The 23,682-nt window shown below is 65.3% G+C and carries 36 protein-coding genes; 35 read left to right on the forward strand and 1 reads right to left on the reverse strand.

Going from position 1 to position 23,682, the window contains the following annotated elements; genetic code table 11:
• The first annotated feature begins 103 nt into the window (after positions 1 to 103).
• The 4 genes from fdhD (at position 104) to AC1RJ9_RS25580 (ending at position 5,391) form a co-directional block, all read left to right on the forward strand.
• Complete coding sequence (gene fdhD, locus AC1RJ9_RS25565; RefSeq protein WP_492841103.1) at positions 104 to 919, forward strand: formate dehydrogenase accessory sulfurtransferase FdhD; 816 nt, start codon at positions 104 to 106, stop codon at positions 917 to 919.
• Positions 919 to 3,237: an FdhF/YdeP family oxidoreductase gene (locus tag AC1RJ9_RS25570; RefSeq protein ID WP_492841101.1), complete on the forward strand. Its 2,319-nt coding sequence runs from the start codon at positions 919 to 921 to the stop codon at positions 3,235 to 3,237. Before fdhD ends, AC1RJ9_RS25570 begins: the two co-directional genes overlap by 1 nt.
• A gap of 53 nt (positions 3,238 to 3,290) precedes the next feature.
• Positions 3,291 to 4,436 (forward strand): GNAT family N-acetyltransferase, encoded by a 1,146-nt coding sequence (locus tag AC1RJ9_RS25575; protein WP_492841099.1) that lies wholly within the window; start codon positions 3,291 to 3,293, stop codon positions 4,434 to 4,436.
• 112 nt (positions 4,437 to 4,548) lie between these two features.
• Positions 4,549 to 5,391, forward strand: coding sequence for a GIN domain-containing protein (locus AC1RJ9_RS25580; protein WP_492841097.1), 843 nt, complete (start codon positions 4,549 to 4,551; stop codon positions 5,389 to 5,391).
• A gap of 88 nt (positions 5,392 to 5,479) precedes the next feature.
• On the opposite strand, the gene AC1RJ9_RS25585 is transcribed toward AC1RJ9_RS25580, so the two are convergent.
• Positions 5,480 to 6,238: an outer membrane protein gene (locus AC1RJ9_RS25585; protein ID WP_492841095.1), complete on the reverse strand. Its 759-nt coding sequence runs from the start codon at positions 6,236 to 6,238 to the stop codon at positions 5,480 to 5,482.
• A 403-nt stretch (positions 6,239 to 6,641) separates the two neighbouring features.
• Between AC1RJ9_RS25585 and AC1RJ9_RS25590 the strand changes: the two genes are divergently transcribed.
• The 31 genes from AC1RJ9_RS25590 to tnpC all read left to right on the forward strand — a co-directional run.
• On the forward strand, positions 6,642 to 6,845 hold the full coding sequence (locus tag AC1RJ9_RS25590) for a hypothetical protein (protein ID WP_492841093.1): 204 nt from the start codon (positions 6,642 to 6,644) through the stop codon (positions 6,843 to 6,845).
• A 13-nt stretch (positions 6,846 to 6,858) separates the two neighbouring features.
• Entirely contained in the window at positions 6,859 to 7,167 is a 309-nt protein-coding gene (gene rpsJ, locus AC1RJ9_RS25595; protein WP_004616952.1) for a 30S ribosomal protein S10, read from the forward strand.
• A gap of 13 nt (positions 7,168 to 7,180) precedes the next feature.
• Positions 7,181 to 7,945: a 50S ribosomal protein L3 gene (rplC, locus tag AC1RJ9_RS25600; RefSeq protein ID WP_492841091.1), complete on the forward strand. Its 765-nt coding sequence runs from the start codon at positions 7,181 to 7,183 to the stop codon at positions 7,943 to 7,945.
• Positions 7,945 to 8,583 (forward strand): 50S ribosomal protein L4, encoded by a 639-nt coding sequence (rplD, locus tag AC1RJ9_RS25605; RefSeq protein ID WP_125159668.1) that lies wholly within the window; start codon positions 7,945 to 7,947, stop codon positions 8,581 to 8,583. Before rplC ends, rplD begins: the two co-directional genes overlap by 1 nt.
• Complete coding sequence (locus AC1RJ9_RS25610) at positions 8,583 to 8,879, forward strand: 50S ribosomal protein L23 (protein ID WP_004616934.1); 297 nt, start codon at positions 8,583 to 8,585, stop codon at positions 8,877 to 8,879. The genes rplD and AC1RJ9_RS25610 overlap by 1 nt, the downstream gene beginning before the upstream one ends.
• Before the next feature lie 4 nt (positions 8,880 to 8,883).
• Positions 8,884 to 9,723: a 50S ribosomal protein L2 gene (gene rplB, locus AC1RJ9_RS25615; protein WP_492841089.1), complete on the forward strand. Its 840-nt coding sequence runs from the start codon at positions 8,884 to 8,886 to the stop codon at positions 9,721 to 9,723.
• Between the two features lie 3 nt (positions 9,724 to 9,726).
• Positions 9,727 to 10,005, forward strand: coding sequence for a 30S ribosomal protein S19 (gene rpsS / locus AC1RJ9_RS25620; protein ID WP_035049354.1), 279 nt, complete (start codon positions 9,727 to 9,729; stop codon positions 10,003 to 10,005).
• A gap of 2 nt (positions 10,006 to 10,007) precedes the next feature.
• Entirely contained in the window at positions 10,008 to 10,388 is a 381-nt protein-coding gene (gene rplV / locus AC1RJ9_RS25625; RefSeq protein WP_010919132.1) for a 50S ribosomal protein L22, read from the forward strand.
• Positions 10,388 to 11,137: a 30S ribosomal protein S3 gene (gene rpsC / locus AC1RJ9_RS25630; protein ID WP_492841086.1), complete on the forward strand. Its 750-nt coding sequence runs from the start codon at positions 10,388 to 10,390 to the stop codon at positions 11,135 to 11,137. Before rplV ends, rpsC begins: the two co-directional genes overlap by 1 nt.
• A gap of 13 nt (positions 11,138 to 11,150) precedes the next feature.
• Entirely contained in the window at positions 11,151 to 11,582 is a 432-nt protein-coding gene (gene rplP, locus AC1RJ9_RS25635) for a 50S ribosomal protein L16 (RefSeq protein ID WP_125159664.1), read from the forward strand.
• Between the two features lie 5 nt (positions 11,583 to 11,587).
• Complete coding sequence (gene rpmC / locus AC1RJ9_RS25640) at positions 11,588 to 11,779, forward strand: 50S ribosomal protein L29 (RefSeq protein ID WP_047413099.1); 192 nt, start codon at positions 11,588 to 11,590, stop codon at positions 11,777 to 11,779.
• 10 nt (positions 11,780 to 11,789) lie between these two features.
• Positions 11,790 to 12,029 carry a 30S ribosomal protein S17 gene (gene rpsQ / locus AC1RJ9_RS25645; protein WP_492841083.1) on the forward strand — a complete coding sequence of 80 codons (240 nt, stop codon included), beginning with the start codon at positions 11,790 to 11,792 and terminating at the stop codon, positions 12,027 to 12,029.
• 17 nt (positions 12,030 to 12,046) lie between these two features.
• The gene (gene rplN, locus AC1RJ9_RS25650) at positions 12,047 to 12,415 is read left to right on the forward strand and encodes a 50S ribosomal protein L14 (protein WP_125159663.1); all 369 of its coding nucleotides are present in this window, start codon (positions 12,047 to 12,049) and stop codon (positions 12,413 to 12,415) included.
• Complete coding sequence (gene rplX, locus AC1RJ9_RS25655; protein WP_125159662.1) at positions 12,415 to 12,729, forward strand: 50S ribosomal protein L24; 315 nt, start codon at positions 12,415 to 12,417, stop codon at positions 12,727 to 12,729. The genes rplN and rplX overlap by 1 nt, the downstream gene beginning before the upstream one ends.
• Complete coding sequence (rplE, locus tag AC1RJ9_RS25660) at positions 12,722 to 13,279, forward strand: 50S ribosomal protein L5 (RefSeq protein ID WP_125159661.1); 558 nt, start codon at positions 12,722 to 12,724, stop codon at positions 13,277 to 13,279. The genes rplX and rplE overlap by 8 nt, the downstream gene beginning before the upstream one ends.
• Before the next feature lie 21 nt (positions 13,280 to 13,300).
• Positions 13,301 to 13,606, forward strand: a complete 306-nt coding sequence (gene rpsN / locus AC1RJ9_RS25665; RefSeq protein ID WP_047413112.1) for a 30S ribosomal protein S14 — start codon at positions 13,301 to 13,303, stop codon at positions 13,604 to 13,606.
• A 10-nt stretch (positions 13,607 to 13,616) separates the two neighbouring features.
• Positions 13,617 to 14,015, forward strand: coding sequence for a 30S ribosomal protein S8 (rpsH, locus tag AC1RJ9_RS25670; protein ID WP_099579526.1), 399 nt, complete (start codon positions 13,617 to 13,619; stop codon positions 14,013 to 14,015).
• Positions 14,016 to 14,033: 18 nt separating this feature from the next.
• Positions 14,034 to 14,567 carry a 50S ribosomal protein L6 gene (gene rplF, locus AC1RJ9_RS25675; RefSeq protein WP_492841079.1) on the forward strand — a complete coding sequence of 178 codons (534 nt, stop codon included), beginning with the start codon at positions 14,034 to 14,036 and terminating at the stop codon, positions 14,565 to 14,567.
• A 3-nt stretch (positions 14,568 to 14,570) separates the two neighbouring features.
• Positions 14,571 to 14,921: a 50S ribosomal protein L18 gene (rplR, locus tag AC1RJ9_RS25680; RefSeq protein ID WP_013078658.1), complete on the forward strand. Its 351-nt coding sequence runs from the start codon at positions 14,571 to 14,573 to the stop codon at positions 14,919 to 14,921.
• 10 nt (positions 14,922 to 14,931) lie between these two features.
• Positions 14,932 to 15,537 carry a 30S ribosomal protein S5 gene (gene rpsE / locus AC1RJ9_RS25685; protein ID WP_096051657.1) on the forward strand — a complete coding sequence of 202 codons (606 nt, stop codon included), beginning with the start codon at positions 14,932 to 14,934 and terminating at the stop codon, positions 15,535 to 15,537.
• A gap of 3 nt (positions 15,538 to 15,540) precedes the next feature.
• Positions 15,541 to 15,726, forward strand: coding sequence for a 50S ribosomal protein L30 (rpmD, locus tag AC1RJ9_RS25690; protein ID WP_099579521.1), 186 nt, complete (start codon positions 15,541 to 15,543; stop codon positions 15,724 to 15,726).
• A 171-nt stretch (positions 15,727 to 15,897) separates the two neighbouring features.
• Positions 15,898 to 16,383 (forward strand): 50S ribosomal protein L15, encoded by a 486-nt coding sequence (rplO, locus tag AC1RJ9_RS25695; protein ID WP_125159660.1) that lies wholly within the window; start codon positions 15,898 to 15,900, stop codon positions 16,381 to 16,383.
• A gap of 279 nt (positions 16,384 to 16,662) precedes the next feature.
• Entirely contained in the window at positions 16,663 to 18,018 is a 1,356-nt protein-coding gene (secY, locus tag AC1RJ9_RS25700; protein ID WP_492841075.1) for a preprotein translocase subunit SecY, read from the forward strand.
• A gap of 136 nt (positions 18,019 to 18,154) precedes the next feature.
• Positions 18,155 to 18,724: an adenylate kinase gene (locus AC1RJ9_RS25705; RefSeq protein WP_492841073.1), complete on the forward strand. Its 570-nt coding sequence runs from the start codon at positions 18,155 to 18,157 to the stop codon at positions 18,722 to 18,724.
• 175 nt (positions 18,725 to 18,899) lie between these two features.
• The gene (rpsM, locus tag AC1RJ9_RS25710; protein ID WP_047413133.1) at positions 18,900 to 19,268 is read left to right on the forward strand and encodes a 30S ribosomal protein S13; all 369 of its coding nucleotides are present in this window, start codon (positions 18,900 to 18,902) and stop codon (positions 19,266 to 19,268) included.
• A gap of 12 nt (positions 19,269 to 19,280) precedes the next feature.
• Positions 19,281 to 19,670 carry a 30S ribosomal protein S11 gene (rpsK, locus tag AC1RJ9_RS25715; protein WP_004616890.1) on the forward strand — a complete coding sequence of 130 codons (390 nt, stop codon included), beginning with the start codon at positions 19,281 to 19,283 and terminating at the stop codon, positions 19,668 to 19,670.
• Positions 19,671 to 19,747: 77 nt separating this feature from the next.
• Positions 19,748 to 20,764 (forward strand): DNA-directed RNA polymerase subunit alpha, encoded by a 1,017-nt coding sequence (locus AC1RJ9_RS25720; RefSeq protein WP_047413138.1) that lies wholly within the window; start codon positions 19,748 to 19,750, stop codon positions 20,762 to 20,764.
• A gap of 204 nt (positions 20,765 to 20,968) precedes the next feature.
• Entirely contained in the window at positions 20,969 to 21,382 is a 414-nt protein-coding gene (gene rplQ, locus AC1RJ9_RS25725) for a 50S ribosomal protein L17 (protein WP_492100988.1), read from the forward strand.
• A 211-nt stretch (positions 21,383 to 21,593) separates the two neighbouring features.
• Positions 21,594 to 21,947: an IS66-like element accessory protein TnpA gene (gene tnpA / locus AC1RJ9_RS25730; RefSeq protein ID WP_492841070.1), complete on the forward strand. Its 354-nt coding sequence runs from the start codon at positions 21,594 to 21,596 to the stop codon at positions 21,945 to 21,947.
• Positions 21,944 to 22,291 (forward strand): IS66 family insertion sequence element accessory protein TnpB, encoded by a 348-nt coding sequence (gene tnpB, locus AC1RJ9_RS25735; RefSeq protein ID WP_492841068.1) that lies wholly within the window; start codon positions 21,944 to 21,946, stop codon positions 22,289 to 22,291. Before tnpA ends, tnpB begins: the two co-directional genes overlap by 4 nt.
• 71 nt (positions 22,292 to 22,362) lie before the next feature.
• Positions 22,363 to 23,682: IS66 family transposase (gene tnpC / locus AC1RJ9_RS25740; RefSeq protein WP_492841066.1), on the forward strand; the 1,320-nt coding region annotated here is incomplete at its 3' end.

Below are 23,682 nucleotides of genomic sequence, written 5' to 3' on the forward strand. Positions count from 1 at the left end.
GTCATCCGTTGAAGGTGACGGATTTGAACATTCGTGCGGTGACGTGACGGGGTCGTTCGATCGGATGGTTCCTTTCGCACGACGCCAGGCCTAGGCTTCGACCATGTCGCGTTCGTCCGCTACCCCACGCCCCGCCGTGCAATGGCGCGCCGGGACTCCTGTCCAGCCCCTCGAGCGGCCCTTGCCGCGCGAGACGGCTGTGGGCCTCTCGTTCGACGGCCGTCCGCACACGGTGCTGATGGCCACGCCGCAGGATGTCGAGGACCTGGCCCTGGGCTTCGTAATCACCGAAGGCATAGCCGCCGCCGGCGACGTGCTGGACATCGTCCGCAAGGACGAGGCGCTGGGGATCCTGGTCGATATCCGTCTCGCGCCCGGCGCCCTGGCCAAAAAGGCGCGACCGCGCAACCTGGAAGGCCGCTCCAGCTGCGGGCTCTGCGGCGTGCAGCGCCTGGCGGACGCGGTGCGGCCGCTGCCGGTGCTGGGCGAGGGCGCGCGGATCGAACACGCGGCCATCCCGCTCGCTCTGGCGGCGCTGGAGGCCGAGCAGGCTCTGGGTCGCCTGACCCGCGCCACCCACGCGGCGGCCTTCTTCAGTAGAGACGGCGCCCTGGTCGCGGTCCGCGAGGACGTCGGCCGGCACAACGCCCTCGACAAGCTGGCTGGCCTGATGGCGCGCCAGAAGATCTCGGCCGCTGATGGCCTCATCGTCGTCACCAGCCGCGCCTCGTTCGAGATGATCGAAAAGACCGCGCGAATGGGCTGTTCGATCCTGGTCGCGGTCTCGGCCCCGACCGAGCTGGCGGTGATCAAGGCGCAGGAGGCCAACCTGACTCTGGTCGCCCTGGCCCGCGCCGACGGCCACGCGGTGTTCGCTGGCGGCGAGCGTCTTATAGAGTCTGAGCTGGAGCCGATCTGATGGCTGACGACAAGGTTGCTCCAGGCAAGGTCGAGGGCGTTCGCCCCTACACCCATCCCGCTGGCGGCTGGGACGCGCTGAAGGCCGTGGCCGGGGCCCTAGTCGACCAGGAAACGGTGGTCGAGGGCGGCAAGACTCTGATGCGGGCCAACCAGCCCGAGGGCTTCGACTGCCCCGGCTGCGCCTGGCCCGATCCGAAGCACACCAGTTCGTTCGAGTTCTGCGAGAACGGCGCCAAGGCCGTGGCCTGGGAGGCGACGACCAAGCGCGCCACGCCGGAGGTCTTCGCCCAGCACACGGTCAGCGAGCTGTTGACCTGGACCGATCACGCCATCGAGGACCTGGGCCGGCTGACAGAGCCGATGGCCTACGATCCGGCCGACGACCGTTATAGAGCGATTTCGTGGGGCGAGGCCTTCGCCCGCGCCGGCGGAGCGCTCAAGGCCCTGGCCCATCCGGATGAAGCGGAGTTCTACGTCTCCGGTCGGGCCAGCAACGAGGCGGCCTTTCTCTACCAACTGCTGGGCCGGCGGTTCGGGACCAACAATTTCCCGGACTGCTCAAACATGTGCCACGAGCCGACCAGCGTCGGCCTGCCGGACTCGATCGGCCTGGGCAAGGGTTCGGTGACCCTGGAGGACTTCGATCACGCCGACCTGATCCTGTGCTTCGGGCACAATCCCGGCACCAACCATCCACGGATGATGACCTCGCTGCGCGACGCCAGCCGGCGCGGGGCGACGATCCTGGCCTTCAATCCGCTGAAGGAACGCGCGCTGGAGAAGTTCGCCGCGCCGCAGGATCCGGTCGAGATGGCGACGCTCAGCTCGACTCCGATCGCCTCGGCCTATTTCCAGCTGAAGATCGGCGGCGACGCGGCCTTCGTGCAAGGCATGATGAAGGCGGTGCTGGCCATGGAGGCCCGCGACGGCGGCGTCCTGGATCGCGCCTTCATCGAAGAACACACCGCCGGCTTCGAGATCCTGGCCGCCCAGCTTGAGGCCATGGACTGGGCCGATATCGAGGCCGGCAGCGGCATGTCCCGCGAACGGATCGAAGAGGCGGCGGCTGTCTACGCCAAGGCCAAGGCGACCATCCTCTGCTATGGCATGGGCCTGACCCAGCACCGCGACAGCTCCGGCACGGTGCAGCAGCTGGTCAACCTGCTGCTGCTGAAGGGCAATATCGGTCGGGAAGGGGCGGGGATCTGCCCGCTGCGGGGCCACTCCAATGTCCAGGGCAACCGCACGGTCGGCATCTGGGAGAAGCCGTCCAAGGCGCTGTCGGACGCGATCCAGACCGTCTTCGGCTTCGAGCCGCCGCGCGAGCACGGCCATACGGTGGTCGAGACGATCGAGGCGATGGAAGCCGGCCGGTCCAAGGTGTTCCTGGGCCTGGGCGGCAATTTCGCGGTGGCCGCGCCGGACCCGGTGCGGACCTTCGCGGCCATGCGCAAGCTGGACATGGCCGTCCACATCGCCACCAAGCCCAACCGCACGCACCTGCTGATCGGCAAGGCGGCGATCCTGCTGCCATGCCTGGGTCGCACCGAGATGGACGTCCGCGCCGGCGTGCGCCAATCGGTGACGGTCGAGGACTCCATGTCGATGGTCCACGCCTCGCGCGGCCTCAATCCGCCGGCGTCCGAGCACCTGATGTCAGAGCCGGCTATCGTATCGGGGATCGCTCACGCGACCTTCGGCCACGATCCGCATGTCGACTGGCTGGGTCTGGCTGATGACTACGACGCCATCCGCGACCTGATCGCTCGGGTCTTCCCAGGCTTCGAAGACTATAATGACAGGGTCCGCGTTCCGGGCGGCTTCCGTCTGCCGGTCGGGCCGACGGAGCGGGTGTGGAAGACGGCCAGCGGCAAGGCCAACTTTCTGCCGTTCAACCCCAAGGGCGGCGATCCGCGCCAAGGCGATCCGGACGTGATGATCCTGACCACCCTGCGTAGCCACGACCAGTACAACACCACGATCTATGGGCTGAACGACCGCTATCGGGGGGTGTTCGGCCGGCGCGACGTGATCTTCGCCAATCCCGACGACATGGCCCGGCTGGGCCTGGCGCAAGGCGACCTCGTCGACCTGGGCGCGGCGTTCGACGAGACCGGCGAGCGGATCGTGCGGGCCTTCACCGTGGTGGCGCGCGACATTCCGCCGGGCTGCCTGGCGGCATACTATCCCGAGACCAATGTCGTGGTGTCGCTGGACGACCATGACCAGCGCTCGGGCACGCCGGCCTACAAGTCCGCCCCCGTGCGCTTGCGTCCTCACCAGACCGCTTGGCAAGGCGGAGGGGCGCGCAACTAAAGCGGTTGTTAGGAGCCGCTATGTCTAATGCGCCCAACCCAAGGGAGAGGCGCGTGGGCGTGGATGTCGAGACCGTGGCGGTTTCAGAGCTGGGAGCGGCCGAGCGCGCGCTCTGGAGCCGCTTCCGCGAGAAAGACCCCGTCCTAGCCAGTCCCTATTTCGACCTGCGCTTCGTGGAGGCCGCCAGCCAGGTCGCGCCGAACGCCCGGATCGCTGTCATTCGCGAGGACGGGGCGGTTCGCGGATTCCTGCCGTTCCAGCAGCGGGGCGGCCTGCTGCAGCCCCTGGCCGCGCCACTCAGCGACTTCCACGGTCTGATCGCCGAGCCGAATCTCTCCATCGGCGCGTTGTTGCCGCGCCTGGAGGGCGTGCGCCGCGCCCGGGTCAGCGGCCTGATCGGGGCGGGGGAAGCGGACCGGCCGGGGCTGTCGGCCCGTCGCGCGATGGCCGCCGATCTCTCGCAGGGCTTTGACGCCTACCTGGCCAGCCGCGACACGCGGTTCCTGAAGGACAAGCGCCGCCGCCGGCGGGCCCTGGAGCGCGATCACGGCCCGCTGTCGTTCGACTTCGAGCGGCCGACACGGGCGGAAATCGACCTGGTCATCGACCGCAAGCGGGCTCAGCTGGCTCGTACGCACCAGTATGACATCTTCGCCTGCGGCTGGACGGTCGCGCTGCTGCACCGGCTGGCCGAGATCGACGCGCCGGACTTCGGGCTGCGGCTGGCGGTGCTGAAGGCGGGCGGCGCGCTCGTCGCCGCCGAGTTGGGCCTGACCTCGGGCGCGCGGCATCACCTGTGGTTCCCGATCTACGACCCGGCCTTCGCCAAATACTCGCCGGGCAGCCTGATGACGTTGGACACCCTGGAGACCGCCGCGGCGCGTGGCGTCACGCGCGTGGATTTCGGCGTCGACGCCGACGCCTACAAGCGCGACTTCGCCGATCCGGCCGAGGCGGCGTTCGAAGGGCTGATCGAGCGGCGAGTCTCCTCACGGGGGCTGTCGATGCGCGGCTTCGGCGTTTCGCGGCTAGCCCGACGGTTCGACCGCATCGTGGCCTGCGAGCCTGGCCTGGTCGGCCAAATCCGGGGCGGCACGGGCTTCATGGCCGCCATGGCGCGCCGCCATCCCAGGCTGGGGGCGGGCGTGGGCCTAGGATTGGGATTGGGGCTGAGCTTGGCCGCGATGATGGTCGACTAGGCGACCCGCGTTATATGACATCGCGGTCATGACCTCGAATTAAGTCGAAACCTTGTCGGGCGACCGCTAGCTTCCCCTTATCGAATTACACGCAATCGAGGGGAGAACATCGATGCGCGCTCTGACCACCCTGGCCGTTCTGGCCGCCGCCGTTGCCGCTGCTGGCGCCGCACAAGCCGCACCGTCCGTGAAGATCAAGGACGCCGTCGCGCGCGTGGTGGTGATCCCCGAGAACCGCACCGATGTGAAGGTCGAGTTCATCACCACCAACGCCGACCTGCCGCTGAGCGTGCGCCAGAATGGCGACGAGGTGATCGTCGATGGCGACCTGCGCATGAACCGGATCAACAGCTGCAACAGCCGCGACGGTAAGGTCTGGGTGAAGGTTCGCGGCGTCGGCCAGGTGTCCTACGACAACTTCCCGCAGGTGGCCGTGCGCGTGCCGATGAACGTGCGGGTGCAGGCTGGCGGCGCGGTGTTCGGCGACATCGGTCGCTCCGACAGCGTCAACCTGGCCAATGCCGGCTGCGGTGACTGGACCGTGGCCAACACCAAGGGCGAACTGCACGTCAGCCAGGCCGGTTCGGGCGACACCAAGGCCGGCACGGCGTCGTCGGTCGAGATCAGCATCGCCGGCTCGGGCGACGTGGCGACCCAGGCCATCTCGGGTGACCTGGAGGCCAGCATCGCGGGCTCGGGCGACATCAAGGTGGCCAGCATCGCCGGCAAGCTGGAGGGCAACATCGCCGGTTCGGGCAACATCACCGTCCTGGGCGGCCGCAGCCGCATGGTCGAAGTCAATGTGATGGGGTCGGGCGACGTTGCCTTCAACGGCGAGGCCGACGATGTCGACGTCTCGGTCGCCGGCTCGGGCGACGTGCGCATCGCCAAGGTCAACGGCGCGGTCAAGAAGCATGTGGCCGGTTCGGGCGACGTGATCATTGGCGGCCGCTGACCGGCGAGCGTCACTCTATATATAGAGTGAAGGCCCCGGGATCGCTCCCGGGGCCTTCTTCATGTCCGGACCTTGGGTCCAGCCGTCCTTAGCGGACGCCGAAGCCGAACAGGTCGCTGGCCGTGGCCAAGTCGGCGCCGGCGCGATCACGGTCCTTCAGGCTGCCGCCGAACGTGTAGCGGAAGCCGACCTTCACGGCGTCCGAGTTCAGCTTGGCCAGGTCCTTCGATTCCGCGTGGGTGTACTTGGCGAAGGTCGACCAACCGGTGTTGGCGAACTTGTATTCGCCACCGGCGTTCACGTCCCACAGGTCGGCGTTGACGTTGGTGTCGATGCGCGACCAGCCGGCGCCGGCGTTCAGGCGGAAGTTATCAGACACGAAGTAACGGGCTTCGCCGCGGACGGTGTACAGGTCGGCGTCCAGGTCGTTCGACTGGCCGTAGGCGACCAGGCCCGTCAGCGTGACGTTGTTCAGGTACTTCTGGGCTTCGGCGCCGACGGCCCACAGGGTGTCGTTCGACGGACGCGACAGGGCGGTGAAGCCGCCGACGCGCACGGTGTCGCCCAGCTTGGTGGTCAGGTGCACAGCGCCCGACGCGACGGTTTCGTCCGACAGGTCGTTGTCCGAGATCGAGACGTCGCCGTTGGCGGTCACGGTCCAGGCGCCCGAGAGGGGGATGGCGACCGAGCCGTCGAGCACGGCCGACGTGCCGTTGGCGCCGCCGGCGCGGGTGTTGACGTCGGCGTAGTTCACGGCGGCGCCGACCGAACCGATGTTTTGGGCGAAGGCCGGGGCCGAGACGGCGGCGGCGATCAGGGCGGCGGTGGCGAAGAGCTTCGTATTCATAGTGGGGTATCCCCTTACACAAGAGTGGCTCACCGGCTGGCTGGACGGTCGTTGTTGGGGGAGGGGCCGCCCAGTCCGTCGGTGAGGGGCGGCATCTATGGAGGTTCGACCTTGGCCTCAAGATCGCCGGCGACGCTTCAAGGCGGATTTATACAAATTTGTGACACTTGCGCGGGTGAGATTTTCGCCTACGCGCAAGCGGGCGCACGTTCTTGCTAACCATTGGGCCTTATGGGTTAAATGCAGACCGACGTTATGTTTTCGCGGGACTTGCGCCGCGGGGGCAGGGCGCCTATTCAGAACCGGCCCGACGAGTCGCGTCCTACAAAGGCGCGAGGAACCGGACAGAGCGCTTGACGAAACCGATTCCGGAACGTACAAGCGCGCCTCTGTTGGACCGGCTGTGAGCTCTCGGGCTCAAACGCGGTTCGCGAGACGCCCGGACATAGCGCCTCAAGCCTTCTTTCGAGAGGGTGGTGTGATATCTGGTCATCAGCCCCGGCGGGAAACCGCGGGGGTCATTTGTTTTGCGGACGCTGCGTACGAGCTCTCTCGGGAGTTCGAGTTGGTCTTTGAAATGGTTCGAGACGCGGGCGCAGCCCACTAGGAAACCGAGCGATATGGATCGTCAGAACATCCGCATCCGGCTCAAGGCCTTCGATCACCGCGTGTTGGATCATTCCACGCGCGAGATCGTCAACACGGCCAAGCGCACGGGTGCGACGGTGCGGGGCCCCATCCCCCTGCCCACGCTTATCGAGAAATTCACCGTCAACCGTTCGCCGCACGTCGACAAGAAGTCGCGCGAGCAGTTCGAGATCCGTACGCACAAGCGCGTTCTCGACATCGTTGACCCGACTCCGCAGACCGTGGACGCGCTGATGAAGCTCGACCTGTCGGCCGGCGTTGACGTCGAAATCAAGCTGTAAGGAGGGCCGATCCATGACTCTCCCCACCCAACGCACCGGCATCATCGCTAAGAAGCTCGGCATGACCCGCTTCTTTGACGAAGCTGGTCAGCACGTGCCGGTCACCGTCCTGTCGCTCGACGGTTGCCAGGTCACCGCTCAGCGCACCGTTGAGAGGGACGGCTACACCGCCCTCCAGCTCGGCGCCGGCGCCAAGAAGGCCAAGAACACCCCGAACGCCATGCGCGGTCACTTCGCGAAGGCGGCCGTTGAGCCGAAGCGCGTCGTCGCTGAATTCCGCGTCGAAGAGAACGCCCTGATCGAAGTCGGCGCCGAACTGACGGCCGACCACTTCGTCGCCGGCCAGAAGGTCGACATCCAAGGCGTGACCGTCGGTAAGGGCTTCGCCGGCGCCATGAAGCGCTGGAACTTCGGTGGTCTCCGCGCCACCCACGGTGTCTCGGTCTCGCACCGCTCGCACGGCTCGACCGGTAACCGCCAGGATCCGGGTCGTACGTTCCCGGGCAAGAAGATGGCGGGTCACCTCGGTCAGGAAACCGTCACCACGCTGAACGTCACCGTTTGGAAGGTGGACGTCGAGCGCGGCCTGATCCTGATCAAGGGCGCTGTCCCGGGTCACGAAGGCAGCTACGTGAAGGTTCGCGACGCCGTGAAGAAGGCTCTGCCCGCCGACGCTCCGCGTCCGGGCGCCTTCCGCAAGGCTGGCGAAGCTCCGGCCGCCGCTGAGACCCCCGCTGAAGAGGCCCCCGCGGCTGCGACCGAAGAGGGCGAAGGCTAATGAAACTCGACGTCATCAAACTGGACGGCGGCAAGGCCGGTTCCGTTGATCTCGACGACGCCATCTTCGGCATCGACGAAATCCGCGGCGACATCCTGCAGCGCGTCGTGACCTGGCAGCTGGCCAAGCGCCGCTCGGGTAACCACAAGATTCAGGTTCGTAACGAGGTCTCTCGTACGAGCAAGAAGATGTACAAGCAAAAGGGCACCGGCGGCGCTCGTCACGGTTCGCGCCGTGCGGCTCAGTTCGTCGGCGGCGCCAAGGCCCACGGCCCTGTCGTCCGTAGCCACGCTTTCGACCTGCCGAAGAAGATCCGGGCCCTGGCTCTGCGCCACGCCCTGTCGTCGAAGGCCAAGTCGGGTGCGCTGGTCGTCCTGGACAGCGCCATTCTGACCGAAGCGAAGACGGCCGCCCTGCGCGCCAACTTCGACAAGATCGGTCTGAAGAACGCCCTGGTCATCGCCGGTCCGGAAGTGGACGCGAACTTCAAGCTCGCCGCCCGCAACATCCCGAACGTGGATGTCCTGCCGAACGCCGGCCTGAACGTCTACGACGTGCTGCGTCGCCAGACCCTCGTCCTGACCAAGGACGCGGTCGAAGCGATCTCGGCGCGTTTCGCTGAGAAGGAAGCCGCCTAATGGCCGCCACCGCTCGCCACTACGACACGATCCTGTCGCCGGTGATCACCGAAAAGACGACCCTGCTCTCGGAGCAGAACAAGGTTGTCTTCAAGGTGGCCAACGACGCGACCAAGGACGAAATCGCCGCCGCCGTCGAAGAGCTGTTCAAGGTCAAGGTCACGAAGGTCAACACCATCGTGACCAAGGGCAAGACCAAGCGCTTCCGTGGCATCGTCGGGCGTCGCAACGACGTCAAAAAAGCGATCGTGACCCTGGCCGACGGCCAGTCGATCGACATCACGACGGGGCTCTAATCAGATGGCCTTGAAGCATTTCAACCCGACCAGCCCCGGCCAGCGCGGCCTGGTGCTGATCGACCGCAGCGAACTTCACAAGGGCAAGCCCGAGAAGAAGCTCGTTGAAGGCCTGACCAAGTCGGGCGGTCGCGGCGGCAATGGCCGTATCGCGGTCCGTTTCCGCGGCGGCGGCGCCAAGCGCCTGTACCGTCTGGTCGACTTCAAGCGTCGTAAGCAAGGCACGGCTTCGGTCGTTCGCCTCGAGTACGATCCGAACCGCACGGCCTTCATCGCCCTGATCAAGTATCAGGCCGACGGCGAACTGGCCTACATCCTGGCTCCGCAACGCCTGAAGGTTGGTGACGAAGTCGTCACTGGCGAGAAGGTCGACGTGAAGCCGGGCAACGCCTCGCCGCTGCGCACGCTGCCGATCGGCACGATCATCCACAATATCGAGCTGAAGCCCGCCAAGGGTGGTCAGATCGCCCGTTCGGCTGGCGCCTACGCCCAGTTGGTCGGCCGTGACGCCGGCTACGCCCAGATCCGCCTGAACTCGGGCGAACTGCGCATGGTGCTCGATACGTGCATGGCCACCGTCGGCGCCGTTTCGAACCCCGACCACATGAACCAGAACCTCGGCAAAGCCGGTCGTTCTCGTCACATGGGCCGTCGCCCGCACGTCCGCGGTGTCGCCATGAACCCGGTCGACCACCCCCACGGTGGTGGTGAAGGTCGCACCTCGGGCGGCCGCCACCCGGTGACCCCGGCTGGTAAGCCGACCAAGGGCGCCAAGACCCGCGTCAACAAGGCCACGGACAAGTTCATCATCCGTTCGCGCCATAAAGCGAAGAAGGGCCGCTAAGCCATGACCCGCTCCGTCTGGAAAGGCCCGTTTGTCGACGGGTACCTCCTGAAGAAGGCCGACGCCGCTCTGTCGTCGGGCCGCAAGGACGTCATCAAGACCTGGTCGCGTCGTTCGACCATCATGCCGCAGTTCGTCGGTCTGGTGTTCGGCGTGCACAACGGCCAGAAGCACGTCCCGGTCTCCGTGTCGGAAGACATGGTCGGCATGAAGTTCGGTGAGTTCGCGCCCACGCGTAACTTCCCGGGCCACGCCGCCGACAAGAAGGCCAAGAGGAAGTAATCATGGCCAAGCAGAAGCAAGAACGCCGCCTGCCTGCCGCCGAAGCGATGTGCAAGGTGCGCACCCTGCGCACCAGCCCGCGGAAGCTGAACCTGGTCGCTCAGTCCATCCGTGGCCTGAACGTCCAGCGCGCTCTCAACGAGCTCGAGTTCAGCCACAAGCGTATCGCTCAGGACGTCCGCAAGGCGCTGTACTCGGCGATTTCCAACGCCGAGAACAACCACAACCTCGACATCGACTCCCTGGTCGTCGCCGAGGCCTATGTGGGCAAAAACCTGATCATGAAGCGTTTCTCGCCCCGCGCTCGCGGTCGCGCGACGCGCGTCGAGAAGCCGTTCTCCGAGATCACGATCGTGGTCCGCGAACTGGGTGAGGCCGCCTAATGGGTCAGAAAGTCAATCCGGTCGGGCTGCGGCTCGGCGTAAACCGCACCTGGGACAGCCGTTGGTTCGCCGACGGCGCCCAGTACGGCAAGATGCTGCACCAGGATCTCGCGATCCGCGCCAACCTGAAGAAGCGCCTGTACCAAGCCGGTGTCTCGCGCATCATCATCGAGCGTCCGCACAAGAAGTGCCGCATCACGATCTATGCCGCTCGTCCGGGCGTCATCATCGGCAAGAAGGGCGCTGACATCGACAAGCTCCGCAAGGATCTGTCGATCAAGACCGAGGGCGAAGTCCACCTGAACATCGTCGAGATCCGCAAGCCGGAAACCGACGCTCAGCTGGTGGCCGAGTCGATCGCTCAGCAACTCGAGCGTCGTATCGCTTTCCGTCGCGCCATGAAGCGTTCGATCCAGTCGGCCGTGCGTCTCGGCGCCAAGGGCATCCGGATCAACGTCTCGGGCCGCCTCGGCGGTGCGGAAATCGCTCGTATGGAATGGTACCGCGAAGGTCGCGTGCCGCTTCACACGCTGCGCGCCGACATCGACTTCGGTTTCGCCCAAGCCAAGACCACCTATGGCATCATCGGCGTGAAGACCTGGATCTTCAAGGGCGAGGTGCTGGAGCACGATCCGATGGCGCTCGACAAGCGTCTCGCCACTGAGTCCGGCCCGGCCGGCGAAGGTGGTGGGCGTGAGCGCGGCGATCGTCCCGACCGGGGCGACCGCAACCGTCGCGATCGCGGTTAAGGATTAGATCGCTATGCTGTCTCCGAAAAAGACCAAATTCCGCAAGCAGTTCAAGGGCCGCATCCACGGCGCTTCGAAGGGCGGCACCCTGCTGAACTTCGGTTCGTACGGCCTCAAGGCCGTCGAGCCGGAGCGCATCACGGCTCGCCAGATCGAAGCCGCCCGTCGCGCCATCACCCGCCAGATGAAGCGTCAAGGCCGCGTCTGGATCCGTATCTTCCCGGACGTGCCGGTCACCGGCAAGCCGGCTGAAGTCCGGATGGGTAAGGGTAAGGGCGCGGTGGACTACTGGGCCGCTCGCGTGGCTCCGGGCCGTATCATGTTCGAAATCGACGGCGTGCCGGACGATATCGCGCGTGAAGCGCTCCGCCTGGGCGCCGCCAAGCTGCCGATCCGCACTCGTGTTGTCACCCGCCTCGACGCGGGCGTGGCCCAGGAGGCTTGAGGCTCATGAAGATCGCTGACATCCGGGGCCTGACCCCCGACCAGCTGGCCGACACCCTGATCAGCCTGAAGAAAGAGCAGTTCAACCTGCGCTTCCAGGCCGCCACGGGCCAGGTCGAGAAGACCCACCGCGTCAACGAGATCCGCAAGGATATCGCGCGGATCAAGACCGTGCTGCGCGCCAAGGCCGCGGCTTAAGGAGAACGATATGCCCAAGCGTATCCTCGAAGGGGTGGTCGTCTCCGATAAGGGCGACAAGACCGTGGTGGTGAAGGTCGAACGGACCATCGTTCACCCGGTTCTTAAGAAGATCGTGCGTCAGTCCAAAAAGTACCACGCGCACGACGAATCCAACGCGTACAAGGCCGGCGAAGCTATTCGCATCGTCGAGTGCGCTCCGAAGTCCAAGCTGAAGACCTGGGAAGCACTTCCCAAGGCTTCGGCTTAATCTGGAAGGTTTAGACCATGATCCAGATGCAAACTAACCTGGAAGTCGCTGACAATTCTGGCGCTCGCCGGGTCATGTGCATCAAGGTGTTGGGCGGCGCAGGCCGTCGCTACGCCAGCGTGGGCGACGTCATCGTCGTCTCCGTGAAGGAAGCCATCCCGCGTGGCCGCGTGAAGAAGGGTGACGTGCTTCGCGCCGTCGTCGTTCGGGTGAATCAAAATCTGAAGCGCAAGGATGGCTCGGTCATCCGCTTCGATAAGAACGCCGCGGTCATCGTGAACAAGGCGAGCGAGCCGGTCGGCACGCGGATCTTCGGCCCGGTTCCTCGTGAACTGCGCGCCAAGAACCACATGAAGATCATCTCCCTCGCTCCGGAGGTGCTGTAATGGCCGCTAAGATCAAGAAGGGCGACCGCGTCGTCGTTCTGGCCGGCAAGGACAAGGGCAAGCAAGGCGCTGTGACCCAGGTTCTTCCGAAGGAAAACCGGGTTGTCGTGGAAGGCGTGAACATGGTTTCGCGTCACACCAAGCCGACCCAAGCCGAACCGCAAGGCGGCATCAAGCAAAAGGAAGCCGCGCTGCACGTCTCGAACGTCGCCATCGTGGACTCCAAGGGCAAGCCCACCCGCGTCGGCTTCAAGATCGAAGGCGACAAGAAGGTGCGTGTCGCCAAGACGACCGGCGAGGTGATCAATGGCTGATCAAGCTTATGAGCCCCGGCTGAAAACCGTTTATCGCGAGCGCATCCGCGCCGCGATGAAGGAGCAGTTCGGCTATACCAACGAGATGCAGATCCCCAAGCTGGACAAGATCGTCCTGAACATGGGTATCGGCGAGGCTGTGGCCGACTCCAAGAAGGCCCAAGTCGCTCTGAAGGACCTGCAGGCGATCGCCGGCCAAAAGCCTGTCGCCACCAAGGCCCGCAAGTCGATCGCCGGCTTCAAGCTGCGCGAAGGCATGGTGGTCGGTGGCAAGGTCACCCTGCGCAAGGACCGGATGTACGAGTTCCTGGACCGCCTGGTCACGATCGCGCTGCCGCGCGTGAAGGACTTCCGTGGTCTGAACGGCAAGAGCTTTGACGGCCGTGGCAATTACGCCATGGGCCTGAAGGAGCACCTGGTGTTCCCGGAAATCAACTATGACCAGATCGAACAGATCTGGGGCATGGACATCATCGTCTGCACCACTGCGAAGTCCGACCAGGAAGCCAAGGCTCTCCTGAAGGAATTCCAGTTCCCGTTCACGAATTAAGGGCGGGCAGGGAAAAGCACCATGGCAAAGAAAAGCGCCGTCAACCGCAACGAAGCCGTCAAGGCCCTCGTCAAGAAGTTCGCCGAGAAGCGCGCCGCGCTCAAGGCGACCGCCAACGACGAAAGCCTGCCGCTCGAGGAACGCTTCGAGGCCCGCCTCAAGCTCGCCAAGCTGCCCCGCAGCAGCTCGGCGATCCGCATCCGCAACCGCTGCGAAGTCACGGGCCGTCCGCGCGCCTACTACCGCAAGCTGAAGATGAGCCGTATCGCGCTCCGCGAACTGGGTTCGCAGGGTCAGATCCCCGGCCTCGTCAAGTCGAGCTGGTAAGGACGATCAGATGTCGATGAACGATCCCCTGAGCGACCTGATCGCTCGCATCAAGAACGCCGCCACGCGCAAGCGCAACAAGGTCTCGACGCCGGCTTCCAAGCTGCGCGCCCGCGTCCTCGACGTGCTGGCCGATGAAGGCTACATCCGCGGCTACTCGCTGATCGAGAAGCCCGGCGCGTTCCCCGAATTCGAGATCGAGCTCAAGTACTTTGACGGTGAGCCCGTGATCGCCGAGATCAGCCGCGTGTCCAAGCCTGGCCGTCGCGTCTACTCGTCGATCAAGGACCTGAAGCCGATCAAGAACGGCCTGGGCATCTCGATCCTTTCGACGCCGAAGGGCGTCATGTCGGACACCGCTGCACGCGACGCTAACGTCGGCGGCGAAGTCCTCTGCCGCGTCTACTAGGCGCGGGAGGGAAAGAGCATGTCACGTATCGGTAAGAAAGCCGTCGCAATCCCCTCGGGCGTGCAAGTCACGCTCTCGGGTCAGACGGTCACGGTAAAGGGCCCCAAGGGTCAGTTGTCGTGGACGATCGCCGACGAAGTCGAAGTCAAGCAAGAGGGCGCTGAGCTCCTTCTGACTCCGCGCGTCGACACGAAGCGCGCCAAGGGCATGTGGGGTCTGTCCCGCACGTTGGTCGCCAACATGGTGCATGGTGTCACCGCCGGGTTCGAGGAAAGCCTCGAACTGGTCGGCGTTGGTTACCGCGCGGCCATGAAGGGCACCGCCCTGAGCCTCCAGCTCGGTTTCAGCCACGACGTGGACGTTGAGGCTCCGGCCGGCGTCACCTTCGCTGTGCCGAAGCAGACCGAAATCAAGATCGCCGGCATCGACAAGCAGGCGGTTGGTGAGATTGCCGCGAAGATCCGCCGCATTCGTCCGCCTGAGCCGTACAAGGGCAAGGGCGTGCGTTATGCTGGCGAGAAGGTTCGCCGCAAGGAAGGCAAGAAGAAGTAAGCCATGGCGCTCTCTCCTCGTGAATCGGCGGCCAAGCGCGCTCAGCGCGTTCGCACCCGCCTCAAGAGCCTCGCCAACGGTCGTCCGCGTCTGTCGGTCTTCCGTTCGTCGAAGAACATCTACGCCCAGGTCATCGATGATGAACGCGGCGTGACCCTGGCGTCGGCTTCCACTCTGGAAGCCGAAGGCAAGGGCGCGGACAAGGATGCCGCCGCCGCCGTGGGCAAGCTCGTCGCCGAGCGCGCCATTGAAAAGGGCGTCAAGGACGTCGTTTTCGATCGTGGTGGTTACATCTTCCACGGCCGGGTGAAAGCCCTGGCCGACGCCGCGCGCGAAGCCGGCCTGAACTTCTAAGGGAACAGAAATGGCTCGTGGTGAACAACAGCGCGGTGAAGGCGGTCAACGCCGTGACCGTCGCGACCGCAACGCCCCCGAAGAGCGGGTCGACAGCGACATCGTCGAAAAGCTCGTCCACATCAACCGCGTCGCCGCCACCGTGAAGGGTGGCCGTCGCTTCAGCTTCGCCGCTCTGATGGTCGTTGGCGACCAAAAGGGCCGCGTCGGCTTCGGTCATGGCAAGGCGCGTGAAGTGCCGGAAGCCATCCGCAAGGCGACCGAAGAAGCCAAGAAGACGATGATCCGCGTTCCGCTGCGCGAATCCCGCACCCTGCACCACGACGGCGCTGGCCGTTGGGGCGCTGGCAAGGTGATGATGCGCGCGGCGCCTCCCGGCACCGGCGTCATCGCCGGCGGTCCGATGCGCGCGGTTCTCGAAACCCTGGGTGTCCAGGACGTCGTGGCCAAGTCGACGGGTTCCTCGAACCCGTACAACATGGTTCGCGCCACGTTCGAGGCCCTGAAGGTCCAGTCGTCGCCCCGCCAGATCGCCGCCAAGCGCGGCAAGAAGGTTGGCGACATCCTCGGCCGTCGCGCCGACGGCGCTTCGTCGCCGGAAGCCATCGAGGGTTAAGTCATGGCTGAAGCTAAGCAAGTCACGGTCCGCCAAACGGGCAGCCCGATCCGTCGTGAAAAGGACCAGCGCGCCACGCTCGCCGGTCTGGGTCTCAACAAGCTGGGCCGTACGTCCACGCTGGAAGACACCCCGTCGGTCCGCGGCATGATCCGCAAGGTCGCGCACCTGCTGGAAATCGTCGAGTAGTCCTCTACGCGACGACGAAATACGCCACCCCGGTGAAAGCCGGGGTGGTTTTCGTTTGAAATGCCATTTCGTCATTGAGTTTCTTGGCGATTTGGGGTTTTAAGCGCGCTCTGATTTTCAAAAGCCGAGTCCAGCCGCTGGCTGGGCGCAGATCTCCAAGGAGAGGCACATATGACCAAGCTGAACGAACTAGCCCCGCAGGAAGGCTCGACCAAGGGCCGCATGCGCGTCGGCCGTGGCCCGGGTTCGGGCAAGGGCAAGACCGCCGGTCGCGGTGTGAAGGGCCAGAAGGCGCGCTCGGGCGTCGCCATCGCCGGCTTCGAAGGTGGGCAGATGCCGCTGCACATGCGTATGCCTAAGCGCGGCTTCAACAACCCCTTCCGCCTCGAGTTCGCCGAAGTGAACCTGTGGCGCCTGGAGCAAGCCGTCGCCGCTGGCAAGTTCAAGGCCGGCGCCGAGCTGGCTCCCGCCGACCTGGTCGCCGCCGGCGTCATCCGTCGTGAACTCGACGGCGTGAAGCTGCTGGGCAAGGGCGAGATCAAGACCGCCCTGAAGCTGACCGTCTACTCGGCCACGGAAGCCGCCATCAAGGCCGTCGAGGCCGCTGGTGGTTCGGTCACCGTGACCAAGAAGGCCAAGGCGCAAGCCGAAGCCTAATCCGTAAAAGCTGTCATCCCGGACGGCCGTCAGGCCGAGCCGGGACCGCGGCAAGCGCCGGCGCATCCTGAGGTCCCGGCTCTCCGCTACGCTTCGGCCGGGATGACAGCTCTTTTCGAGGCTCGCCGTGACATCACGGCGAGCCTCACCTATTTGTGGCCTCTACCTGAGCCTGCCCTTTTCAAATCGTTTGAAACGGATAAGCAGGCTCCGCGCCAAATTTCGTTGGAGTCGCCGGATAGTGTCCGGCCGTCACGCTCCAGAGTCGTGGGGATCTGAATGGCCTCGGCCGCCGAACAACTCGCAGCCAACATGAATTTCGCGTCGTTCCAAAAGGCGACCGAACTTCACAAGCGCATCTGGTTCACGATCATCGCCCTGGTCGTCTACCGCCTGGGCACCTACGTGCCGATCCCCGGCATCGACCCGGCCGCGTTCTCGCGCCTGTTCAGCGGCAACGCCGAGGGCATCCTCGGCATGTTCAACACGTTCTCGGGCGGCGCCGTGCAGCGCATGGCCATCTTCTCGCTGAACGTGATGCCCTACATCAGCGCCTCGATCATCGTGCAGCTGATGGGCTCGGTGTATCCGCCGTGGGAGAAGCTGAAGAAGGAAGGCGGGGAAGCGGGCCGCAAGACCCTCAACCAGTACACCCGCTACCTGGCCGTGGTGCTGGCCGTGGTCCAGTCGGCCTCGATCGCCATCGGCCTGTCCGCCCAGCCTGGCCTGGTGGCCGGCGGCGTCGGTCCGGTGTTCTTCGTCGTCTCGACCGTCGTGGCCCTGACCGGCGGCACCCTGTTCCTGATGTGGCTGGGCGAGCAGATCACCAGCCGCGGCGTCGGCAACGGCGTCAGCTTGATCATCTTCGCCGGCATCGTGGCCCACTTGCCGATGAGCCTGGGCCAGTTGCTGGTCCAGTCGCAGACCTCGGGCAACTACACCCCGCTGTTCCTGATCCTGGTCGGCGCCGTGGCCGCCATCCTGGCCATCGTGTTCATGGAGCGCTCGCAGCGCCGTCTGCTGGTCCACTATCCCAAGCGCCAGCAGGGCAACCGCATGGTCGGCGGCGAGAGCTCGTTCATGCCGCTGAAGATCAACACCGCGGGCGTCATCCCGCCGATCTTCGCCTCCAGCCTGCTGCTGCTGCCGACGACGGCCCTGCAGTTCATCAACGCGGCCAACCTGCCGTCCTGGGCCCAGTGGCTGCCGGGCGTGGTCGGCGCGCTGCAGCACGGCCACCCGGCGTTCCTGGTGCTCTACGCGCTGCTGATCATCTTCTTCTCGTTCTTCTACACCTCGGTCGTGTTCAACCCCGAGGAGACGGCCGAGAACCTGCGCAAGTACGGCGGCTTCCTGCCGGGCATCCGTCCGGGCAAGCGCACCGCCGAATACCTGGACTACGTGCTGACCCGCCTGACCGTGATCGGCGCGGGCTACATCACCGCCGTCTGCGTGGCGCCGGAGCTGGTCATGATGGCGGTCAAGTCGAACCAGTTCGCCCTGGGCGGCACCTCGATCCTGATCGTCGTGACGGTGACCATGGACACCGTGGCGCAGATCCAGTCGCACCTGCTGGCCCACCAGTACGAGGGCCTCATCAAGAAGTCGAAACTGCGGGGCGGCCGTAACCGCTAGGTCGAGCTTCGATCTAATTAGATGCTGTGGAAGCCGGTTTGTCACAAAACCGGCTTCCGTTTTCTTTCCCGGGGCTCTAGGTCTGCACCGGGAGAGCAGCCGGGCGCAGACTCGGCAGACGCGCGAAGGGGCTTATATGAACTTGATCCTGTTCGGTCCGCCGGCGGCGGGGAAGGGCACTCAGGCCAAGCGTCTGGTCACGGAGCGTGGCATGGTCCAGCTCTCGACCGGCGACATGCTGCGCGCCGCCATCGCCTCGGGTTCGGAGCTTGGCCTGAAGGTCAAGGGCGTGCTGGACCGTGGCGAGCTGGTCACCGACGAGATCGTCATCGCGCTGATCGAGGACCGCCTGCCCGAGGCCGAGGCGGCCGGCGGCGCGATTTTTGACGGTTTCCCGCGCACGGTCGCTCAGGCCGAAGCTCTGGATAAGATGTTGGCGGCGCGTGGACAGAAGATCGACTCTGTTCTCCGACTCAAGGTAGACGAGCCAGCCCTGATCGAGCGGATCAAGAAGCGATTCGAAGAACAGGGGCGGCCGGACGACAATCCCGAAGTCTTCGTGAATCGTCTGGCCCAGTACAATGCCCAGACCGCGCCGCTGCTGCCTTACTATGAAGGGCAGGGGAAGCTCACGGAACTGGACGGAATGGGTTCGGTCGAAACCGTCGCCAGTTCCATCGACGCCGCCTTGAGTGTCGTCGTTTAAGAAAGCCCTGATTCACTGGATGTCTGGTGGATTCAGTTGTTGACGGAAGCGAAACGATCCCTATAACGGGGCGCTTCCGCGAAAGGGCGCGATCCGTGCGCGCCGGTTTGGATCCTCTGGATCGAGCCGGGCGCGCCGTTCGCGTCTTTAGTGCGTGACTAGGAGAACATTAGACGTGGCCCGTATCGCAGGCGTCAACATCCCGACGAACAAGCGCGTTCTGATCGCGCTTCAGTACATTCACGGCATCGGCCAACGGTCCGCGCGTGAAATCATCACGAAGGTGGGCATCGAGGATGCGCGTCGGGTCAATCAACTGACCGACGCCGAAGTCCTGGCGATCCGCGAAACGATCGACCGCGACTATACCGTCGAGGGTGATCTGCGCCGCGAGAACTCGATGAACATCAAGCGTCTGATGGACCTGGCCTGCTATCGCGGCCTGCGTCACCGTAAGGGCCTGCCGGTCCGCGGTCAGCGCACCCACACGAACGCTCGCACCCGCAAGGGTCCGGCCAAGCCGATCGCCGGCAAGAAGAAATAAGGTAGCCTGACGATGGCCAAGGAACCGGGTCGCGTTAAAAAGCGCGAACGCAAGAACATCACCTCGGGCGTGGCGCACGTGAACGCCTCGTTCAACAACACCATGATCACCATCACCGACGCTCAGGGCAACACGATCTCGTGGTCCTCGGCTGGCATGATGGGCTTCAAGGGTTCGCGCAAGTCGACCCCGTACGCCGCTCAGATGGCTGCGGAAGACGCGGGCAAGAAGGCCGCCGAACACGGCGTCAAGACCCTGGAAGTCAACGTTTCGGGTCCGGGTTCGGGCCGTGAATCGGCTCTGCGCGCGCTGCAAGCCGCGGGCATGACCATCACGACCATCCGCGACGTCACGCCGATCCCGCACAACGGCTGCCGTCCGCCCAAGCGCCGTCGCGTCTAGTACTATTTAGACCACTAATCTCCTTCGCCGGCTGCGCAAAACGCGGCCGGCGAGCCGCGTTCAAGGGACCCGACCACGTGATCGAAAGAAACTGGAACGAGCTGATCCGTCCTGAGAAGCCGCAGATCGAAACCGGAGCCGATGCGACCCGCAAGGCCCGTATCGTCGCCGAGCCCCTCGAGCGCGGTTTCGGTGTGACGCTCGGCAACGCCCTGCGTCGCGTTCTGCTCTCGTCGCTGCAAGGCGCCGCCGTCACCGCCATCCAGATCGATGGCGTGGTGCACGAATTCTCCTCGCTCGAAGGCGTCCGTGAGGACGTCGTCGATATCGTTCTGAATATCAAGCAACTGGCCGTTCGGATGCACGCCGAAGGCCCGAAGCGCATGACCCTGCGCGCCACGGGCCCCGGCCCGGTGACCGCCGGTCAGATCGAAACCCCGGCCGACATCGAAATCCTGAACCCCGACCACGTGCTCTGCACGCTGGACGACGGCGCTTCGGTGCGCATGGAGTTCACGGTCAACAACGGCAAGGGCTACGTCCCGGCCGACCGCAACCGTCCGGAAGACGCGCCGATCGGCCTCATCGCCGTCGACGCCCTGTACTCGCCGGTCAAGCGCGTCGCCTACCGCGTCGAGCCGACCCGTCAAGGCCAGTCGCTGGACTATGACAAGCTGGTCCTGGAAGTGGAAACCAACGGCGCCGTCACCCCGGTGGACGCCGTGGCCTACGCCGCCCGGATCCTGCAGGACCAACTGCAGATCTTCATCACCTTCGAGGAACCGAAGGCCAAGTCGGCCGACGAGTCCAAGCCGGAACTGCCGTTCAACCCGGCCCTGCTGAAGAAGGTGGACGAGCTGGAACTGTCGGTCCGTTCGGCCAACTGCCTGAAGAACGACAACATCGTCTACATTGGCGACCTGATCCAGAAGACCGAAGCCGAGATGCTCCGCACCCCGAACTTCGGCCGCAAGTCGCTGAACGAGATCAAGGAAGTTCTCGCCGGCATGGGCCTGCACCTCGGCATGGATGTGCCGAACTGGCCGCCGGAGAACATCGAAGACCTGGCCAAGAAGTTCGAAGACCAAATCTAAGAACCTCGAAGCCATCTGCGCTAAATCCGGGCCGCTTTTCCACTCTTCGGAGAGGGAAGGCGGCCTGGGCCTTTTGAAGCCGCACCACGCGGTGGAGGGCCCCGGCGCTTCGCTCTGACCCGGTCGGGACGGACCAGGATTGGTGACAATCAGGCGCTCAACACGTTTTGCGCCGCTCGGGCTCGATGCCCAGGAGACTAAGACATGCGTCACGGTAACGCCCACCGTAAACTCGGCCGCACCTCGGCTCACCGCACCGCCATGTTCGCCAACATGTCGGCCAGCTTGATCAAGCACGAGCAGATCGTCACCACCCTGCCCAAGGCCAAGGAACTGCGCCCGATCGTCGAAAAGCTGGTCACCCTGGCCAAGCGCGGCGACCTGCACGCCCGTCGTCAGGCCATCAGCTCGGTTCGCGACGTCGAGCAAGTCGGCAAGCTCTTCGCGGTCCTCGGCCCGCGCTACAAGGACCGTCAGGGCGGCTACATCCGCGTCCTGAAGGCCGGCTTCCGCTACGGCGACAACGCCGCCATGGCCGTGATCGAGTTCGTCGACCGCGACGTTTCGGAAAAGGGCAAGGACTCGGGTCCGGTCTACGTCAACGACGCCGAAGACTAAGATCTTTCAGCTCAGGCTGAACGCGAAGGCCCCGGAGAAATCCGGGGCCTTTTTCGTTTGGGCTGTCTGAAGCAGCGCGGAATCCCAGAGTCGTTTTTCACCCATTGCGGACTCCCAGTAACCCTCCGCCGAAGGCCGCCTTGTCGGCGTGAGGGCTGATGCGGATGCTGCGCGCTTAAGTCGTCCTTATCAGCGCGCGTAGCAGCACAGCATGACCCACATGACCCTGTTGACGGGGCCTGAGCGCAGGCGCCGGTGGAGCGAGGACGACAGGGTCAGGATCTTGGCGGCGTCGTTCACGCCGGGCGCCGTGGTCGCCGACGTGGCTCGCCAGTTCGAGATATCGACCAGCCTGATCTACAAGTGGCGCAAGGCGTGCCTGTCGCCGTCGGCGCCCACCTTCGCACCGGCGATATTGGTCGATGCGCCCGAGGCGACACCGAACCGGGCTCAGGCTCAGGTTCCCGCGATCCTGGTCGAGTTGCCCGGCGGCGCGCGAGTGAACATCGCGTCGAGCGCGCCGACGGCGTTGGTGGCGGCGACGCTGAAGGCGCTTCGTCCGTGATCCCGGTCCCGGGCGGGGTCCGGGTCTGGATCGCCAGCGGTCACACGGACATGCGCAAGGGCATGCCGGGCCTGGCCCTTCTGGTGCAGGAGCACTTCAAGCGGGACCCGTTCGCGGGGGACGTGTTCGTCTTCCGCGGGCGCGGCGGTTCGCTGATCAAGGCGATCTGGCATGACGGGATCGGGCTGTCGCTCTACGCCAAGCGACTGGACCGGGGCCGCTTCATTTGGCCTCAGACGACGGGCGGGGTGGTGGCGCTGACCACGGGGCAGATGAGCTATCTCTTGGAAGGGATCGACTGGCGTAACCCGCAGGCGACTTGGCGGCCACAGGCGGCGGGCTGAGGCTAAGAATCTGATCCCCAGATGCAGATTGGGGCGCCTCAAGCGGCGGATTTTGTGATTCCATCCCCTTCGTGGATACCGAGCAGACCCAGCCCAAGGAAGACGTCGAGGCGCTGAAGGTCGCGCTGGCCAAGGCGCAAGCCGAGCTTGCCGAAGCCCGCGCTCAGCGGTCCGACGACCAGGCGCTGATCGCACACCTTAAGCTCCAGATCGCCAAGCTGAACCGCGAGCGGTTCGGACCACACGCCGAGCGGGCCGCGCGGCTGCTGGACCAGATGGAACTACAGTTGGAGGAACTGGAGGCCTCGGCCACGGCGGACGAGCTCGACGCCGAGATCGCGGCGGCCAAGACCACGACGGTGGCGGCCTTCACGCGCCAGCGGCCGGCCCGCAAGCCGTTCCCCGAACATCTGCCCAGGGAGCGGGTCATCGTGCCGGGTCCCAGCGCCTGCCTCTGCTGCGGCGGGACGCGCCTGTCCAAGCTGGGCGAGGACATCACCGAGACGCTGGAGGTCGTCCCGCGCCAGTGGAAGGTGATCCAGCACGTGCGCGAGAAGTTCACTTGCCGCGACTGCGAGAAGATCAGTCAGGCGCCGGCGCCGTTCCATGTGATCCCGCGCGGCTGGGCGGGACCCAGTCTCCTGGCGATGATCGCCTTCGAGAAGTTCGGCCAGCACCAGCCCCTGAACCGCCAGGCTGAGCGCTACGCCAAGGAGGGCGTGCCCTTGAGCCTGTCCACCCTGGCCGATCAGGTGGGCGCGGTCTGCACCGTGATGCGGCCGGTCTTCGAGCGGATCGAGGCCCATGTGCTGGCCGCCGACCGGCTGCACGGCGACGACACCACCGTGCCGGTCCTGGCCAAGGGCAAGACCGATACCGGCCGATGTTGGACCTATGTGCGTGACGATCGCTCGTTCGGCGGACCAGCGCCGCCGGCGGCAGTGTTCTACTATTCGCGTGATCGACGCGGCGAGCATCCGCAGCGCCATCTCGCCCGATGGTCTGGCGTGCTGCAGGCCGACGCCTATGGCGGCTACGACGCCCTCTATCGGGGTGGCCGCAGTCCCGGAGACATCCGTCAGGCCCTGTGTTGGGCGCATGGCCGCCGCAAGGTCTTCGAACTGGCCGACATCGCTCAGGCCGCCCAGCGCAAGGCGCGCGGCAAGACCGCGGTCCTCTCTCCGATCGCCCTGGAGGCGGTCAGGCGCATCGACGCCCTGTTCGACATCGAGCGCGCCATCAATGGGAAGCCCGCGGCCGATCGGCTGGCCGTCCGCCAGGAGCAGAGCGCGCCGCTCATCGCCGAGTTGGGGACCTGGATGCGAGATCAGCGGGCCAAGCTCTCGCGCCACGATCCCGTCGCCAAGGCGCTGGACTACATGCTCACCCGC

It is taken from the genome of Caulobacter sp. GW822-FHT07D08 (genome assembly GCF_058798735.1).

Excerpts from the sequence above, each read along its gene's own strand:
- fdhD (WP_492841103.1), top strand. The coding sequence starts at position 104 with ATGTCGCGTTCGTCCGCTACCCCACGCCCCGCCGTGCAATGGCGCGCC.
- AC1RJ9_RS25570 (WP_492841101.1), top strand. The coding sequence starts at position 919 with ATGGCTGACGACAAGGTTGCTCCAGGCAAGGTCGAGGGCGTTCGCCCC.
- AC1RJ9_RS25580 (WP_492841097.1), top strand. The coding sequence starts at position 4,549 with ATGCGCGCTCTGACCACCCTGGCCGTTCTGGCCGCCGCCGTTGCCGCT.
- AC1RJ9_RS25585 (WP_492841095.1), bottom strand. The coding sequence starts at position 6,238 with ATGAATACGAAGCTCTTCGCCACCGCCGCCCTGATCGCCGCCGCCGTC.
- rpsJ (WP_004616952.1), top strand. The coding sequence starts at position 6,859 with ATGGATCGTCAGAACATCCGCATCCGGCTCAAGGCCTTCGATCACCGC.
- rplC (WP_492841091.1), top strand. The coding sequence starts at position 7,181 with ATGACTCTCCCCACCCAACGCACCGGCATCATCGCTAAGAAGCTCGGC.
- rplD (WP_125159668.1), top strand. The coding sequence starts at position 7,945 with ATGAAACTCGACGTCATCAAACTGGACGGCGGCAAGGCCGGTTCCGTT.
- AC1RJ9_RS25610 (WP_004616934.1), top strand. The coding sequence starts at position 8,583 with ATGGCCGCCACCGCTCGCCACTACGACACGATCCTGTCGCCGGTGATC.
- rplB (WP_492841089.1), top strand. The coding sequence starts at position 8,884 with ATGGCCTTGAAGCATTTCAACCCGACCAGCCCCGGCCAGCGCGGCCTG.
- rpsS (WP_035049354.1), top strand. The coding sequence starts at position 9,727 with ATGACCCGCTCCGTCTGGAAAGGCCCGTTTGTCGACGGGTACCTCCTG.
- rplV (WP_010919132.1), top strand. The coding sequence starts at position 10,008 with ATGGCCAAGCAGAAGCAAGAACGCCGCCTGCCTGCCGCCGAAGCGATG.
- rpsC (WP_492841086.1), top strand. The coding sequence starts at position 10,388 with ATGGGTCAGAAAGTCAATCCGGTCGGGCTGCGGCTCGGCGTAAACCGC.
- rplP (WP_125159664.1), top strand. The coding sequence starts at position 11,151 with ATGCTGTCTCCGAAAAAGACCAAATTCCGCAAGCAGTTCAAGGGCCGC.
- rpmC (WP_047413099.1), top strand. The coding sequence starts at position 11,588 with ATGAAGATCGCTGACATCCGGGGCCTGACCCCCGACCAGCTGGCCGAC.
- rpsQ (WP_492841083.1), top strand. The coding sequence starts at position 11,790 with ATGCCCAAGCGTATCCTCGAAGGGGTGGTCGTCTCCGATAAGGGCGAC.
- rplN (WP_125159663.1), top strand. The coding sequence starts at position 12,047 with ATGATCCAGATGCAAACTAACCTGGAAGTCGCTGACAATTCTGGCGCT.
- rplX (WP_125159662.1), top strand. The coding sequence starts at position 12,415 with ATGGCCGCTAAGATCAAGAAGGGCGACCGCGTCGTCGTTCTGGCCGGC.
- rplE (WP_125159661.1), top strand. The coding sequence starts at position 12,722 with ATGGCTGATCAAGCTTATGAGCCCCGGCTGAAAACCGTTTATCGCGAG.
- rpsN (WP_047413112.1), top strand. The coding sequence starts at position 13,301 with ATGGCAAAGAAAAGCGCCGTCAACCGCAACGAAGCCGTCAAGGCCCTC.
- rpsH (WP_099579526.1), top strand. The coding sequence starts at position 13,617 with ATGTCGATGAACGATCCCCTGAGCGACCTGATCGCTCGCATCAAGAAC.
- rplF (WP_492841079.1), top strand. The coding sequence starts at position 14,034 with ATGTCACGTATCGGTAAGAAAGCCGTCGCAATCCCCTCGGGCGTGCAA.
- rplR (WP_013078658.1), top strand. The coding sequence starts at position 14,571 with ATGGCGCTCTCTCCTCGTGAATCGGCGGCCAAGCGCGCTCAGCGCGTT.
- rpsE (WP_096051657.1), top strand. The coding sequence starts at position 14,932 with ATGGCTCGTGGTGAACAACAGCGCGGTGAAGGCGGTCAACGCCGTGAC.
- rpmD (WP_099579521.1), top strand. The coding sequence starts at position 15,541 with ATGGCTGAAGCTAAGCAAGTCACGGTCCGCCAAACGGGCAGCCCGATC.
- rplO (WP_125159660.1), top strand. The coding sequence starts at position 15,898 with ATGACCAAGCTGAACGAACTAGCCCCGCAGGAAGGCTCGACCAAGGGC.
- secY (WP_492841075.1), top strand. The coding sequence starts at position 16,663 with ATGGCCTCGGCCGCCGAACAACTCGCAGCCAACATGAATTTCGCGTCG.
- AC1RJ9_RS25705 (WP_492841073.1), top strand. The coding sequence starts at position 18,155 with ATGAACTTGATCCTGTTCGGTCCGCCGGCGGCGGGGAAGGGCACTCAG.
- rpsK (WP_004616890.1), top strand. The coding sequence starts at position 19,281 with ATGGCCAAGGAACCGGGTCGCGTTAAAAAGCGCGAACGCAAGAACATC.
- rplQ (WP_492100988.1), top strand. The coding sequence starts at position 20,969 with ATGCGTCACGGTAACGCCCACCGTAAACTCGGCCGCACCTCGGCTCAC.
- tnpA (WP_492841070.1), top strand. The coding sequence starts at position 21,594 with ATGACCCACATGACCCTGTTGACGGGGCCTGAGCGCAGGCGCCGGTGG.